At 39.1% G+C, this 15,892-nt stretch carries 10 protein-coding genes and 1 pseudogene; 4 read left to right on the top strand and 7 right to left on the bottom strand.

The window, feature by feature from the left end; genetic code table 11:
• The first annotated feature begins 150 nt into the window (after positions 1-150).
• On the top strand, positions 151-1,173 hold the full coding sequence (locus tag ACQKL5_RS15865) for an LCP family protein (protein WP_427609849.1): 1,023 nt from the start codon (positions 151-153) through the stop codon (positions 1,171-1,173).
• A 59-nt stretch (positions 1,174-1,232) separates the two neighbouring features.
• Here ACQKL5_RS15865 and ACQKL5_RS15860 read toward each other — a convergent pair whose 3' ends face one another.
• The 7 genes and pseudogenes from ACQKL5_RS15860 to ACQKL5_RS15830 form a co-directional block, all read right to left on the bottom strand.
• A complete protein-coding gene (locus tag ACQKL5_RS15860; RefSeq protein WP_427609848.1) occupies positions 1,233-4,121 on the bottom strand; it encodes a CDP-glycerol glycerophosphotransferase family protein in 2,889 nt (962 codons plus the stop codon).
• A 186-nt stretch (positions 4,122-4,307) separates the two neighbouring features.
• Positions 4,308-5,357, bottom strand: coding sequence for a glycosyltransferase family 4 protein (locus ACQKL5_RS15855; RefSeq protein WP_427609847.1), 1,050 nt, complete (start codon positions 5,355-5,357; stop codon positions 4,308-4,310).
• 547 nt (positions 5,358-5,904) lie between these two features.
• Positions 5,905-6,648: a WecB/TagA/CpsF family glycosyltransferase gene (locus ACQKL5_RS15850; RefSeq protein WP_427609846.1), complete on the bottom strand. Its 744-nt coding sequence runs from the start codon at positions 6,646-6,648 to the stop codon at positions 5,905-5,907.
• Positions 6,649-6,983: 335 nt separating this feature from the next.
• Positions 6,984-7,781 carry a teichoic acids export ABC transporter ATP-binding subunit TagH gene (gene tagH / locus ACQKL5_RS15845; RefSeq protein ID WP_427609845.1) on the bottom strand — a complete coding sequence of 266 codons (798 nt, stop codon included), beginning with the start codon at positions 7,779-7,781 and terminating at the stop codon, positions 6,984-6,986.
• A gap of 15 nt (positions 7,782-7,796) precedes the next feature.
• The gene (locus tag ACQKL5_RS15840; RefSeq protein WP_427609844.1) at positions 7,797-8,606 is read right to left on the bottom strand and encodes an ABC transporter permease; all 810 of its coding nucleotides are present in this window, start codon (positions 8,604-8,606) and stop codon (positions 7,797-7,799) included.
• Positions 8,607-8,609: 3 nt separating this feature from the next.
• Positions 8,610-9,812: pseudogene (locus ACQKL5_RS15835) on the bottom strand (CDP-glycerol glycerophosphotransferase family protein); the annotation flags it as partial.
• 59 nt (positions 9,813-9,871) lie between these two features.
• Positions 9,872-12,007: a CDP-glycerol glycerophosphotransferase family protein gene (locus tag ACQKL5_RS15830; RefSeq protein ID WP_427609843.1), complete on the bottom strand. Its 2,136-nt coding sequence runs from the start codon at positions 12,005-12,007 to the stop codon at positions 9,872-9,874.
• Between the two features lie 420 nt (positions 12,008-12,427).
• Between ACQKL5_RS15830 and tagD the strand changes: the two genes are divergently transcribed.
• The 3 genes from tagD (at position 12,428) to ACQKL5_RS15815 (ending at position 15,856) form a co-directional block, all read left to right on the top strand.
• Positions 12,428-12,826, top strand: coding sequence for a glycerol-3-phosphate cytidylyltransferase (gene tagD, locus ACQKL5_RS15825; protein WP_427609842.1), 399 nt, complete (start codon positions 12,428-12,430; stop codon positions 12,824-12,826).
• Positions 12,819-14,000, top strand: coding sequence for a CDP-glycerol glycerophosphotransferase family protein (locus tag ACQKL5_RS15820; protein WP_427609841.1), 1,182 nt, complete (start codon positions 12,819-12,821; stop codon positions 13,998-14,000). The genes tagD and ACQKL5_RS15820 overlap by 8 nt, the downstream gene beginning before the upstream one ends.
• A gap of 125 nt (positions 14,001-14,125) precedes the next feature.
• Positions 14,126-15,856 (top strand): transglycosylase SLT domain-containing protein, encoded by a 1,731-nt coding sequence (locus tag ACQKL5_RS15815; RefSeq protein ID WP_427609840.1) that lies wholly within the window; start codon positions 14,126-14,128, stop codon positions 15,854-15,856.
• Positions 15,857-15,892: the final 36 nt, after the last annotated feature.

Here is a 15,892-nt window from a genome sequence, read left to right as displayed (position 1 = left end):
CCTTTTTTTACTATATTTCACTTGAAAAAGAAATATTTATTTTACGAATTCGTGAAATCCATGTAAAATTAAGTGTAATGCATGACGATATATATCTGAAGGATTCGAAGAATAGCAATTCATATCTGCTATTTAAAAGGAGAAGAAAAGATGTCTACTACTAGACGTGTTTATAAAATCAAGAAAACGAAGAAGAAAAGACGTAAGAGGCTTTGGTTATTTCTAGTCCCCCTGTTGGTTCTCGCTTTAGGCGCTACTACGTATGCCGCAACGTTATATGTAAAAGCACAGAACGTTTTCGACGGTTCCTACGACCCTGTTGCAGCTTCAGCCAAGCGAGATGAAGCGGTAGACCCGCTCGAAGATAACTTCTCCATCCTGTTCATCGGAATTGATGACAGTGATGAACGTAACTATCAAGGAAATTCCCGCTCAGATGCTTTGATTCTAGCTACATTCAATAAAGATCAGAAATCAATCAAGCTCTTAAGCATTCCACGTGACTCCTATGTGTACGTGCCCGAAAAAGGAGTGACAACGAAAATCAATGCAGCACACGCAGCCGGTGGTCCTAAAGCTACAATGGACACGGTTGAGAGATTGTTTGACATACCAGTTGATTACTATGTCAGAATGAACTTTCATGCGTTCATCGATGTCGTGGATTCTTTAGATGGGATTAAAGTTGACGTTCCTTATGAAATGAACGAAATGGATTCCCATGATAAAAAGAATGCCATTCATCTAGAAGAAGGATTACAGACTGTCGATGGGGAAGAAGCATTGGCCTTTGCCCGGACACGTAAGAAGGATAGCGATATCCAACGCGGTGAACGTCAGCAGGAAGTTCTGAAAGCTATAATGTCCAAAGCAACTACCGTTGGAGCATTAACGAAGTATACCAACGTTATGGAAGCTGTAGGCGACAACATGACAACGAACCTTCAATTTTCACAAATCAAAGGGTTCATCAAATATGTGACGGCAGACAATGGCCTTAATCTTGAAACGGTCAAGCTCGAGGGAACCGATTCTACCATCAATGGTACCTATTACTATCAATTAAACGAAACCTCCGTTGAAAATATTAAGCAGCAGTTAAAATCCCACTTGAATTTGGGACCGACAAAAACTACCAGTCAAGCGGAAGCTGTTGAATCAGAGATGGAATAAGAAAATCCCCACATCAATTGATGTGGGGATTTTCTTATTCCAACAGGTAATTTCCTATCTTACCTTTTAATCGTTGTTTCCAAGATATGTTTCAAGATCCGTTCATTATTGTTCGTATCAATATACGTAAAGATTAGCTCTTTTCGCAAAGCTACGTCATTTCTTTCCTTCAAACCTTGCCTAATGACCTCTTCTAGCTTGGCTAACAGATCTTCCTCCGTATAGACGACATCTCCTAAGAATGTCTCTTCTATCGGCCTTAAAATACCATTCGCGAAGAATACATCCTGATCGAAGTGATAATAAATCACCGGTTTACCCAATAGAGTAAAGTCAAATGAAACGGAAGAGAAATCCGTAATCATGACGCTGTTTTCTTTGAGGAGATCCTGCACTGTCCTCGTTCCTAGTTCCACCAACTGAATTCTCGATGTTTCGAACTTAACATTGTCCGCCATATATTCCTGCATCCGATAATGAGGATAGAAATTAAGCCTTAAATCATGTTCCTCTAGCAACGATTGTAGTTTCGCAGATTGTAAAAATCCAATGTATTTTTCGAAATAAAGCGAGTTCATGAGCTTCTCTTCATTGGTAATCCATTCACGCCAAGTTGGTATCAAAAGAATTTCCCGTTTAGGATGGTGATTTTCCTGCAATTTATCAAAGCGGGAGAGACCTGTTACGATGACTTCATCCTCTAGGTACTCGAATTCTTTTACGACCATTTTCTTTTCATGTTCAGAGGAAACGATAAACAAATCAAACGGATATTTATAAAATTTCTTATGATATTCGACGTTTTTCCTACCTAACACACCATGTTGAAGAAATATCTTATGTGCTTTTTGGTAATTTTTCATTTTGATCCCCTTGAAAGGGAGGAAGTATTCTAGGTCATGCGTCCCAATGAGTTTAGTGGCCCGTAAGCATTTCTCTATATGCTCCCTGCTACCGATATCAAGTACATGATCTAGGTCTTCCAATCGTTCCTTATCCTTTGCCTTAGGATCAATTGCATAATAGACTTCCACTTCAGGATAGTTATCTCTCATGAACCTAAAGAACTGATACCCATTATCTTGAGCAGTATCCGGTCGTTCTCCGACTATCCAGATTTCTTCATCCGTTTCTTTCATTTGGAATTCTTGAATCTCATTATAGATCTCTTTTTCATATAAAAAGCTCTCAAGTTTCAAGTTTCCTTTAGGGGTAGTCGTTAAATGATACTCAACCACATGGTCGGCTTTGTCATGCATCCCTTGGAAGGTCAATAAAACGTGATCCTTAAAATAATCAAATTCCTTTAACCCAAGCTTAACTTTACGATAAAATTGGTCCCCTTTTAACACAATGAATAAATCAGTGATTTCTTTGAATTCCGACACAAGCTTTCCTAATTCCATTACCGGTACCTTACAAACAAAACCATTGTGATCTGGATCGCTTCCACCGACCATTTCTAATGGCAACTCAAAGAACTCTTCGGATTGCCGATTCGTTAAGCAAAGGTTAAACTCGCAGGTTTCCGTACTGTTTGGAATATCGAACAGGGCATTTCCTTCAATGACGAGTTGATTATCTTCCATATAGAAAGTATGGGCATCCCGATGAAATGGCATTTTGGCAAACCTAAAGGAAAGGTTGCCATACATGGTTGGATAAAATTCACCAAAATAGTACTCGTCCAAATAGTGCGTTTTGTATTGGCTTTCTAGATCGAGTGCTGTCTCTTCCTCATCCAGTTTGATTCTAATATTATAAAATAAAGAATCCCCCAGTTTACGACTAATATAGACATCCAGCTTTTTCGACCACTCAAGGGACCCAGCCAGGAACTTTTCCAACTCAATAGAAGTATGTACGTACACGATTTCATCTTTATTGGAAAGTTTAACAGGGACATCAATAAATTCATTTGATTGTCTTTCTCTTAGACGAATATAGAAATCGCTTCCTTTTTCAGCAAAAATCTCATGGAAAATTGGTGGATTAAATTCAAGGGATAAGTCCACTACCGTCTCTTTAAAATCTGCTACTATCTTACTGGCCATAATATTGATAAGAGAGGTCTTTGCTGAAAGTTTCCCATGTTTTGATTCTACTTTAACAAGTATCGCATCTTTGTACCGTGGCACTTGGAATTCACAAAGCTCGTTTTTCTCCTGCAAATCACTCACATAGCATGGATAAAAGAACTCATCGTTTTCATGTACGACCATAATAGATAAATCCCACTTGCCTTTTGGAAACATCGGATACATATCCATATCAATTTTCGCAGTGAAATTGTTTCCTTCAATATTTAAAGGTGCCTTTAGATACATTCCATTCTTCTTCTTGAACGTAAAGAAATAGTCTGATTCCGGGAATTTCTCTTTAAAGAAGTGATGGTGAATTTCCCCTTCTACAAGAATTTCCTGCCCGTTATAATTCACGGCATGAATGACATTCGGGATATCATAGATGGCATTGATTTTATTTTTATACCCCGCCCTGAAAAAGACCTCGTTATCTTTACTGACATTCATGATGAACATGTAGTTTTTCGATTCGAAAAACGAATTCAATTTTTGCTCCTGATAATCATTTTTCAATAGAAGACGCGCTGTCTTCCCTTCTACCCCAATAAACACATCATAATTTCGCTTTTTCTTTTCTAACTTAAGTTCTTCTTTATTTATCGTGAAAGCATATAAATAGTGATCGGAATTTTCTTCTACCAATCTTCCCACTTGTTGATACACCTTTTCTTTCTTTCGATTATGTAGTTCAAGTGATACGGTTGTTTTCTTTGGTTTTGGGACAGACTCGTTAGTTATTTCCACATAAAATTCGACTTCACCCGGATGATCTATGACTTTAGATAGTTGAGATTCCGGTGGATTATTAGGTATATTCAGTCTTGATATTTTCCCCTTGATTTTCTGTATATATGAATTAAGCACAGAAAAGCCCCCTTCGTTTCTTGTATATATCCATAAACTAGCTCTCATCTACGATGCTTTCTTACCGAAAATATAATAAAAGGCCTCCAAACGAACGTATGTGTAGATACGTTATGGAGGCCTTTTATATTCATTCATCAAACTTATACTCCATAATAAGAGGCTATTTATACAGACATTGAAAAGTTATGATTTATTTTTAAAATTAAGCATTTTTAACAACGGTTGATAATCGGAACCGACCAGCCCAATTTTCTCCACTAAAATCTCAATGAGCACGAGGATACCTGCTACAAGAATCAACGCTCCCCAAAGGGTAGCAAAGGAGAAGATGATGGCAGCAAGTCCAAAGCACGCCGCTAACGCATAAATGAGTATAACTGTCTGCTTATGGGTGAATCCTAAGTTTAATAAGCAATGATGCAAATGCGATTTGTCAGCAGCCGAAATCGGTTGTTTATTAACGACCCGGCGAATGATTGCAAAAAATGTATCCGAAATCGGTACACCCAAGATGATGATCGGTACAATCAAGGAAATCATCGTTACGTTTTTGAATCCAAGTAAAGACAGAACCGCAATGATGTAACCAAGGAATAGTGCACCTGTATCACCCATGAAGATTTTTGCGGGGTGAAAATTGTACTTCAGGAATCCAAGTGTACTTCCAATGACGATCAAGGCGATCGTCGCAACAAATAAATCCCCTTTAATAAGGGCCATCGTCGCAATCGTCACTAAGGCGATCGTTGAGACACCGCCTGCAAGCCCATCTAGGCCATCAATCAAATTAATAGCATTAATGATGCTGACGATCCATAATATAGTGATTGGTATACTAAAAATACCAAACTCAAGTGTATCGGTAAAAAATGGCAAATTAATAAATTCCACTTCAAGTCCGCCCCATAACACAATGATGAGAGCGGCTAATATCTGACCTAAAAACTTAGGCGCGGCCCTTAGTTCATATATATCATCCAAAACACCAATCAATATGATGACTATAGCGCCGACTATAAGTGGCAACTGTCCTAACAAATCATCCGTGAAAATGAGTAAGGTAATCAAAAAACTCAAAAATATTGCTAAACCACCCATACGTGGCATAATTTTTACGTGAACTTTTCTCTCATTCGGTTTGTCGGTTGCTCCAAGTTTAAAGGCGAGTTTCCCGACAAATGGAGTCAAAAGAATAGATAAAAAGAATGCTACAAATAAGGCCCCTATTAACATCAAGAACCACCTCTATTCAACTTAAAATCTAATACCCTAATAATCTATAAAACAAACTATATATTTCATTACTTAATTAATATTCATCCTCAAATAAATATTATATATGTTTTTAGGCAAAATCTCTATAGGAAAGTTGTTTTTTGCAAATTTATGTAAAAAATATCCTATCTTTGTCAACTTTCTGTATTTTGCATATCATAGGTTGCAAGAATGTTTTAAATCATATACTTTTTCCAGAATCTCTTTCTCATCCAACGACCTCGCTCGTAAGTGCTGGTAGTCCAGCACTTCCAACTTAACAAAAGGAAAACTCTCGCTTATTGGTGTCAGCAAGGTCATGTCCGCAAGCGAGTATATCTATTTTATATCCTCACTACACCCTAAAAAGAACACATGGCTAGATAATTCCTTATCCAAAACCATGTGTTCTGATACACGCCTTCTGCTACCATCTCCAGCATGCGGGCCAGAAAATGAAACATACCGGTGCCCGTTTCATTTTCTGCGTTACTTTCAAGATCCTCATCCAGTCCACTTCTTATGATTAGGAACGCTGAAGCTTTCTCCTTTTCCGCCTAACCTTGAATACGAACACCGGCAACACGAGCATCCTCTTCCATCTGGAAGGCTCCTGAATCAGCCGGTACAGCCATTCAAGGCGCATCTTTTGCCATAGAAGGGGTGCTCGATTCACCTTTCCTGCAAGCACATCGAAGCTTCCTCCGACTCCCATGAAAAGGCCTTTCTTAAACAATGGATAGTGGAGCGATGTCCACTTTTCCTGCCTTGGAAAGCCCAAGGCCGTCAAGATGATGTCCGGCTCAAGATCCGCTATCGATTGTGCCAAAGTTTCGTCCTCTATATCCACATAACCGTGGTGATATCCGATCAGATTGATACCAGGATACTGCTGATGGACCTTCGAGGCCGCCTTTTCGATCACGGATTCTTCCGCTCCCAATAAATACACCTTTAAGGCTTGTTCGTTGGCAATGGAGAAGAGCTCATTCATTAGATCAAATCCGGTGATTCTCTCCTGTAGCGGTTGGTTCAGCCATTTAGAAGCCATGATAATCCCGATTCCGTCTGGCGTAATGTAGTCCGCTTTCGTAATGATGTCCTTATAATCCTGATGTTCATTTGCATATTCCACAATTTCAGGATTTGCCGTTACGACAAACGTTTTTTCTTGATTTCTTATTCTTGGAAGAATCATCTGATGTATAAATTCATCCATATTCGTATCTATAAAGGGAATCGTTAGGATTTCCACAAGTTTCTCGCTCATAATTTTTCAGCCTTTCATATGTACTATACAACTTGAGGGTCGGGTATTATTCTAGATTTTTTTCATACAGATCATATGAGGGAAATTTTATGCAAGGCGGTTTTAGTAATGATTGCTACCGATCCCGATTGCATGTCTCATCTTCTCATTAGCCGTTCCAAAACCCATTGTAGACTACACCGCGACCTTCTTGCTTGTTACCATTATCGGTGAACGGCATCTAGAAAGAAAGGATATCATTCTTTTTTAGGGTGACCGTCTTTTTTGCGGTTACTCTATATCCCTATTTTGAGGAGCTAAAACAGGCAGACCCAAGGTTTGAGTCTGCCTGTTCCTTATACCGTTGCTTGACTGCGTTTCTCCATTTGTTCTTCGCGGTATTTTTTTTGTTCCTTTTTGGACATCGCTTTATATTCCTTCAAGAACGTTTCATATTGAGGCATGACTTCTTTCATCGTGCCATATGCTTTAACTTCCCCATATTCGAGCCATAACGCCTTCGAACAGAATTTCTTCATCTGACCGATCGAATGGCTGACGAAGAACATCGTCTTGCCTTTTTCTTTGAATTCATTCATCTTTTCCAAACACTTTTCAGCAAAGTTTTTATCTCCGACAGACAAAGCCTCGTCAATGATCAGGATATCCGGATCGATATGAACTGAAATCGAGAATCCAAGTCTGGATTTCATCCCACTTGAATAAGATTTTACCGGTTGGTCGATGAACTTGCCCAGTTCCGAAAACTCGATGATTTCAGGCTCCAGCTCACGGATCTGCTTTTTATCGAATCCGAGCATCAGCATTTTCAATTCGATATTTTCTCTCCCGGTCAATTGATTGTTAAGACCGGATGAAACGGCAATCAATGCCGTTTTACCATTCGTCACGACGTTTCCATCCGTTGGTGGTACAATCCCGGCAATGATATTCGATAACGTGGATTTCCCGGAGCCATTGACCCCGACAAATCCGATGACGTCACCTTTTTCCGCTTCAAAGCTAACGTTTCTCAGCGCATAATATTCTTCTCCATAGCTTTTGGGCAAAAGGAGGTCGAGAATTTTTTCCGAATTTTTATTATATAATTTATATTTCTTCGTTACGTTTTTGACAATTACCGATTTTTCCAATATCTCACTTCCAGTTTACTTAAAGTCAACAAAGCGATCTCTAAATCTAACATGCAGCGAGGAACCTATCAAAAAGAAGACGAGTACGACTGCCCAGAAATAAAGTGTGTATTCCCAATGCCCGATGAAGTACCATGATTCCCCCAATAACGAAGCGCGATACCCTTTCACTATATAGTATAGCGGATTTAGCTTCATAATATTGGCGATTATCGGATACTCGGTTGCATCTAGTATCCAAAGAATGGGTGTTAAATAAAACAAGATTTTCATTAGCGACTGAATCATATTGTGCACGTCACGGATGACAGTTGATAACGTCGAGGTAATCAATCCGAACGAGAACAGCAACGCTACCGTCGCAACGATGTAATATGGCAGTTGAATGATGTAAAACGTCGGGACAAACCCCGTGAACGCTAAAAGGATGATGATGACTGCTAGTAACATAAAGTGCTGATACAACTTAGCAATAATGACATAAGAAGGAATGACACTCATGGGAAAGTTCATCTTGGACACCATATTCAATCTCGAATAGATGGATTTGGACGCCTGAGTCGTGGCTGGGTTCACGAAGAACCAGACAACGATCCCCGCCATCAGCCATGGTAAGAACGGATGGCCATCCACATCTTCACGATTGAAGATCCCAAACCCGAACACGAACCAATAAATCGCAATCTGAATCATCGGATTGATGATTTCCCAAAATATTCCCAAGTAGTTATTGCTGTTGGCACTTTTCATTTCATAGGCTGACAATCGTCTAACCAAATAGAAATTATTGATTTGCTCTTTTAAAACGGTCAAAGCTGAACTCATATATTACACAGACCTTCCTAAAAACACTTTTTCTACGACTCGGCGGGAAGCCTGACCATCCTCTAATGCACAAAACTTCTCATGGAATTGGTCCCACTGCATGGGCTTCTCCAATTCCATCGCCTTGATGCTTGCAATGACGGCATCCGACGACCTTACTAACGGACCTGGTGCCGTTCCTTCAAAATCAAAGTAAAACCCTCGAAGCTTGTCCCTGTACTTTTCTATATCATATACATAGAACAACATCGGTCGCTGTAAACTTGCGTAATCAAAGAAAACTGATGAATAGTCCGTTATTAATAAATCTGAAATAAGATACAAATGACTGATATCTTCATAACTCGAGAAATCATAGGCAAAACCTTGATAAGCTGACAAATCCAAGTTCTCAGATATTAAATAATGAAGGCGAAGTAGAATGACATACTCCTCCCCTATTTCCTGTCTCATTTTATCCAGATCCAGTTTTATTTCAAATTTATATTTCCCTTTGCTATAAAACTCATCGTCTCTCCAAGTGGGGGCATATAAAATGACCTTTTTTTCCACCGGTAATCCTATTTTCTGTTTCAATGAATCGATTGTATCACGATTATTCCCATTATACAGTAAATCATTGCGTGGATAACCGGTTTCCAGAATTGTAGAGGGGTCGACATTAAAAGCCCGAGCAAAAATCTCGCTGGAATAGGTATTCGGAGAAATAAGATAATCCCATTTTCTTGATTCTGCATGGAAATTCTCTTTATAACTCTCCGTCGTCGTCCCAGGCATATGGACTTCCTTCATGTCTGATGCAAGTTTCTTCAATGGCGTACCATGCCATGTTTGCAAATATACGGTATGATTCGGCTTAGGAATCCATAGCGGCATCCTGCTATTTGTCACCCAATAATGGGCACGCGTCATCTTAAGTAACCATCCTACCGAAAATCGTTTGAGATGGGGAATGCCCGCCTCTTCAAATGACGCCGTATACCTTTTATCGACACTCCAATACATTTTATATTCAGGATGATTGCTCTGCAAGTATTCATATATTGCACGTGGATTACAGCTGTATTGTTTTCCTAAAAAGCTTTCAAAGATAACAAGCTTTCGATTGACCGGCAGCACCTTCCCTGCCAGCGTGAAAGCTAATTTATATGCGTTGGTGAGTAACCCCTTCACCTTTCTTACTATCGATGACATACCTTTCTCCTTTCAAAAAAAGAACCAGCTGGTAGACAGCCGGTTTATTCACGATCTTCCTACCATCCGTATCATTTCGTGCCTTTTTCAAACACTTCTTCTACAACACGTTTAGCAGATTGACCGGATTCCAAATAACAGAATTTCTGATAAAACTCTTCAAATCTTTCGCTCAACTTAAAATGGTTGCTCTCCATATGTTTAACCTCTGCGATCAGCTCTTCGGTCGTTTTTGTTAAAAGACCAGGCGCCTTTTCTTCAAAATCAAAATAAAAGCCCCTTAAATTATCGCGGTAATCCTCGATGTCATACGTAAAGAAAACCATCGGCCTTCTTAAATTCGCATAATCGAAAAATACGGAAGAATAATCGGTTACCAGTATATCAGATATCAGATAAAGCTCCCGAATATCTTCTAGATGAGAGAAATCATACGCAAAACCATCAAATTCACTGAGGTCCATATTTTGGGCCACTAAATAATGCATACGCATAATGACGATATATGAGTCACCAAGTTCTTTACGCATTCTTGCCAAATCCAGTTCTAGATTGAATTTGTACTTTCCTTTCTGGAAAAACTGATTGTCTCTCCAAGTCGGTGCATACAGAATAAGTTTCTTACCAAGCGGAAGATTGAATTTCCTTTTCAGTTCCTTGATTGTTTCTTCATCATTACAGGTATGCAGGAAATCATTTCGTGGGTAACCCGACTCGATGATTTCCTTATCGAACTGAAACGCGCGTTTGAATATTTCCGTTGAATAGGCATTCGGAGATACCAAGTAATCCCAATTGCTCGCTTCCTTCAGGAAATTCGCTTTATATTTATTCGTATTCGTTCCAGGCATATGCACTTCATCCATGTCCATCGCGAGTCGTTTAAGTGGCGTACCATGCCAGGTTTGGACGTAAACCGTATGTTTTGGCTTTGGGATCCAAAGCGGAAAACGTACATTATTCACCCAGTATTTCGCCCTGGTCATGATCAAAAGCCAACGCATCGAAAATCGTCTGACATACTCGACGTCTTTTTGAGCAAAATACTTCATAGAAGCACGGTCCACACTCCAGATCATTGTATAATCCGGATAATGTTCCTTCATGTATTCATATATTGCCCTTGGGCTATCGCTATACTGCTTACCATGGTAGCTTTCGAAGACTACCAACTTTTTATTGGCCGGCAGGAGCCGGCTGGCGATTGCAAACGCAGCTTTGTACCATCCTTTAATGCGCTTGCTTCGACGGGTCCTCACCCATTTGTTTCTCAAACCTTGGACGACCTCGGTTTTGAAGTTGTACCGGGAAACGGATAGAGAGAAATATTTCGAAATTTTTGTTGCTTTAATTTTAACTTGAACCTTTTTCCCAGCCTGTGTCAGAATGCTTCTGCTCGGAAGATTTTCAAGCGAGCTACATTTCATCCTTAAACTGGTTAGCTGATCTTGAATGCCGTCGATTTGATAATCAAGCACTACGAAGAAAGAGAAATACTTAGCCTCGTCATAGTCTATTTTATCAAGGAGATTAACGGAGCCTTTAAAACCGATCTTCTTCGGTAGATGACTTCCACTATACTTTTCGACCAAATCCATACGGTACACATTTTGCAAAGGGACCACCGTTTCCTCATCGGTTCTATTATTCCGAACAAGCATGTTAATCTGACCGAACGTGTACTTCTTCAATTGAAATAAAGGTGGATAGTTAAAAAAACCGGAAAACTCCAGGGTACCGTCCTTCTGCAGTTTCAGTGCATCAAACATGGAAAAGAGTTTATAGTCATTCGCATAAAAGGAAAGGTTCCCCTTTTTAGTTGAGAACGGATAAAACATTTTCTTGCGATTCTCAAGAACGATGGAAAGCATATTTAATTGCCGATCTTGAGAACTGATTCTAGATTTAACTGCATCTTCCTCTATCTTCCTTACAATATGAAGATCCCACATTTCACCATCAAGAAATTTATCCGTATGTGAGCTGAACGGCACCGTTACCTCAAATATAAGATACTCATGCGTTTGTTCCTTTTTCACAAATTCCAAGTTGATGATATCATCTTCGTTATACCGATTCGTTAATATAAAAGAGAAATCTTCTATGCCTTCCAAAAAGGTCTGCTCAATGGCCACTTTCATGTAATATACGCCATTTTCCAGGCGTACACTCATCGTCTTTCTATTCTTCAAAACATTACTCTCCATACGGAAGAATTTCCCCTCTCAATTACATGCCAGCATTAAGTAATATTATTATAGGATTTCACTAACGCAAATTCAAACATACATTACACAAGGTCACATTTATCATTCCACAACAAAGAAAATAAAATAATATATAGGAGAAGTATCCATACATGTACCATCATCGATTGATAGCTTCGTGAAATAAATAGTAATCCTTGAATAACAACCGATTTAACTGTAAAATGATATCCAAATTGAACAAAGATATTATAAATTCAACAGGATTGTAAAAATTTTGTGGCCCAATTGTAAATTTAATGCGGTATAATGAATGCGACCATCAAATGGCCCATAGATGATAGGCTAATTTTTCACTATATTCTTAATATCGACATTCAGAGTAAATATATAAATTTTCGTTAAATAGGAGGAACAAACATGAAAAAAGTTATAACATACGGAACCTTTGATTTACTTCATTGGGGACATATTAATCTACTTAAACGCGCTAAAGATTTAGGAGATTATTTAATCGTTGCTATTTCCACGGATGAATTTAATGCATTAAAAGATAAAAAATCATACCATAGCTTTGAAAACAGAAAAATGATTCTTGAATCCATTCGCTATGTGGATGAAGTGATCCCGGAAAACACTTGGGAACAAAAAAGGGAAGATATCATTCGTGAAGATGTAGATGTTTTTGTCATGGGCGATGACTGGAAAGGCAAATTCGATGAACTAGCCGAAGTTTGTGAAGTCGTATACTTGCCAAGAACAATCGGAATATCCACTTCACAAATTAAAGATGATCTTTTAAAAGTTACCAATGGCTAGGGAACTCGCGATAAATATCTACTTGGTATGTTTTAAACTATTTTTCTCTATTTTCAAGCTCTTTCCATTAAAAGATAAAACGACCTTTGTCACTTCTTTCGGAGATAACTGTCAACACATCTCAGAGGAAATGGACGAGCAGGGTCTCACTCTTCAAAAAGTTTTCTTAATAAAATCGAGCAGCCATATACAAGTTAAGGACGATGGGAAAACCATCGTCCTTCCGTTTGAAACCAAACATATCATAGCCATGATCCGCTCCATTTATCATCTGGCCACATCCAAGTGGATCATCATGGATAACTACTTTGGCTTTCTCTCGGCTATAACATTTAAAAAGCCCGTCATCCGTGTACAAGTTTGGCATGCGGCAGGTGCAGTCAAGAAGTTTGGCGCCAAGGACCCTTCCATTCAAGCCCGTTCAGCCAGGGCAAGAAAACGTTTTTTAAATGTCTATCACCAATTTAATTATGTCACGACGGGTTCTGAAAAAATGGCCGAGATTTACCAGGAAAGTTTTCAGTTGCCGGATTCTCGTATACTAAGAACCGGGATACCTCGCACAGACTTCTTTTATAATGAAGAAGCGAAACAGGATGCAAGACAGGCATTATTAACGAAATATCCCGAACTTGAGAATAAGAAAATCATCTTGTATGCCCCGACTTTCCGAAACGCCGACTTAAATTCGGGAAAGATTGCGCTAGATTTAGCAATGCTTTACAAGGAATTACAGAGTGAAAATTACGCCCTATTGCTCAAACTCCATCCAGCGGTTAAAACTGAACATGATGTCGAGCTTAAGTTTCCTGGATTCGTGTATCCCATAACTGAAGATTTTCATGTGAACGAGCTACTCATAAGCACAGATCTTCTCATAACGGATTACTCATCGATTCCGTTTGAGTTTTCCATTTTGCAAAAGCCCATGATTTTCTTTGCTTATGACCTACAAGAATATGAAGAAGAACGTGGCTTTTGGGAAGATTACCCGTCTTCGATGCCAGGGCCCATTGTCACGACAACAGAAGAACTTCTCGAAAAAATTCGCACCGCAGATTATCAAATAGAAAAAGTTCCTCCCTTTAAGCAAAAATGGAATCAGTATTCCGACGGCCATTCTAGCAAGAAGCTAGTCGACTTTCTATTTTCGAAAAAAGTAGATGGATATTGATTTCAATAGGATAGTAGATTCTTTCGCCACCCCGTATGCACACAGGGGTGGTTTTTTATGTTAATTAATGTATTTTCTGGTAGAATAATAGTATCAGAGACTATTTCACTAGGAGGTACCATTTCTTGATACAAATCAAAAAACTATTTCTTACCCTCTCTACCCTTTTTCTCTTAGTTGTCCTTCTACCGCCAAGTTCGACGCACGCCGTTTCCAAAACAGAGGCCACGGTCGCCAATGCGGAAGAGGCAGCTTCCACTTTATATAATTTGAGTTATCTCCCTGGGAAAGCTACCGGGAAAAACCTGCCGGAAAAAGAATATAAAGCGGCAAACAGTACATATACAACAGCTCAAAAGGAAGTAAAAAAGCTATCAAAAAGCAAGGCGAAAACCAAGTATAACGACCGCCTCAAAAAAGTGAAGACAAAAATAGACACCGGTAAAATCTATATCACGGCGGTTAAGGCTGGGAAAGAAATAGACAATAAACGATTGGCACTTGAAAAGGCCTTGAAAACCGGTCCATACACAGAATCAGCACATAATGCCTATCTCTCCCTTACAGCGACCTTTGACAAGCAATCTTCAAAGGTCACTAAGGTAAAAGGATTCAAGACAAAAGAAAAGATGACAGCGATATATATCCAACCAGTCGAAGATTATAAAGTTCAGTTAAAAACGGTTTCGACGGTGAAACAAGCCATAAACGAAACGAAGAATAATATGAATGCTTCTAACGCTAAGATCCTGCCGCACTACAAAAGTGTCATTCTCTATATCGACACGATCCCTAATGCAAAACAGAAAAACCAGCTAAAGAAAGAATTCGCGGCGATTCAAAAGGAGCTTGTAAAAAGGGAGCTCCAAAAAAAAGATAGTCTTGGCGACTGGATTGCCCTTCAGTCAGAGTATGATACCTTGGACAGGTTAATTTCCCCTGGGAATTCTAATGCAAAGGCCCCAGAAATCCATGATTCCATTATGAAGGAAATTAAAACCCTACCTTCAACCGAAAAGAACTTATTGGAGCAAAAATTAACAACAATCATGTCCGACATGTTTCTAAGTACGAAAGAATTAAAAACCTTGCTAACGAAGAAGGCGATTGAAAAGAACATTCCGCCTGAGGTGGTTAAAGCCATCGCCAAAACGGAGAATGGAAAGTGGCGTCAATTCACAGATGACGGCAATGTATTTAAAAGTTTCGATAAGGGGTACGGAATCATGCAAATTACACCCCAATCAGAAGAAGACAAAAGCTATGACTGGGATAAAGTGATGTATGATACGGAGTATAATATTCAGGCTGGTGTAGAGATCCTGTTGAAGAAATGGGACTATGCCAATGCTAAGAAGCCTATACTGCCTAAGGTCAACCAGTACAATACAGAGATGCTAGAAAACTGGTACTTCCCCATCATGGCCTATAATGGTTTATCGAAACGGAACCATCCAGCTGCAAAAGATCCCTATCAGGCGAAAGTCTATCAATTAATGAATGATCAAGCCTATGTCTCTCCATATGTATTCACCAAAAATGATGTAGATATCAAGATTAATGACAACGGTATTCTTATCTTCAATGTTGAGGACATATTAAGTACACCTAAGCAAACATGTTCAACCCAGTTATATAAAAAAGGGAAATCTCTCACATTGGAGAAAGATTCTACTTTCAGAAATGAGCCTTCGACAACCAGCTCCAAAAAGCAAATCTTTAAAAAAGGAACAAGTTTCAAGATTGTAGAAAGTTCGATAGAAGACAACAATGCTGCCAACCTATTCAATTGGTACAAGATCCAAGTAACAGGTTCAAAAACGATCTGGTATGTCGCCTCTTCTAATGTTCAATAACGCCAAAAAGGGTACCCGTCCGGGCACCCTTTTTTG

This window comes from Peribacillus sp. NPDC097675, assembly GCF_050277655.1.
In the GTDB taxonomy this organism is placed as follows: Bacteria; Bacillota; Bacilli; order Bacillales; family DSM-1321; genus Peribacillus.
Note: the sequence above shows the minus strand (reverse complement) of the source record. Positions and strands in the feature narration are given on the sequence as shown.

Bases quoted from the DNA above. Each gene is read 5' to 3' on its own strand.
- ACQKL5_RS15865 (WP_427609849.1), top strand. From the start codon at position 151: ATGTCTACTACTAGACGTGTTTATAAAATCAAGAAAACGAAGAAGAAA.
- ACQKL5_RS15855 (WP_427609847.1), bottom strand. From the start codon at position 5,357: ATGTTAATAGGGGCCTTATTTGTAGCATTCTTTTTATCTATTCTTTTG.
- ACQKL5_RS15850 (WP_427609846.1), bottom strand. From the start codon at position 6,648: ATGAGCGAGAAACTTGTGGAAATCCTAACGATTCCCTTTATAGATACG.
- ACQKL5_RS15840 (WP_427609844.1), bottom strand. From the start codon at position 8,606: ATGAGTTCAGCTTTGACCGTTTTAAAAGAGCAAATCAATAATTTCTAT.
- ACQKL5_RS15830 (WP_427609843.1), bottom strand. From the start codon at position 12,007: ATGGAGAGTAATGTTTTGAAGAATAGAAAGACGATGAGTGTACGCCTG.
- tagD (WP_427609842.1), top strand. From the start codon at position 12,428: ATGAAAAAAGTTATAACATACGGAACCTTTGATTTACTTCATTGGGGA.
- ACQKL5_RS15820 (WP_427609841.1), top strand. From the start codon at position 12,819: ATGGCTAGGGAACTCGCGATAAATATCTACTTGGTATGTTTTAAACTA.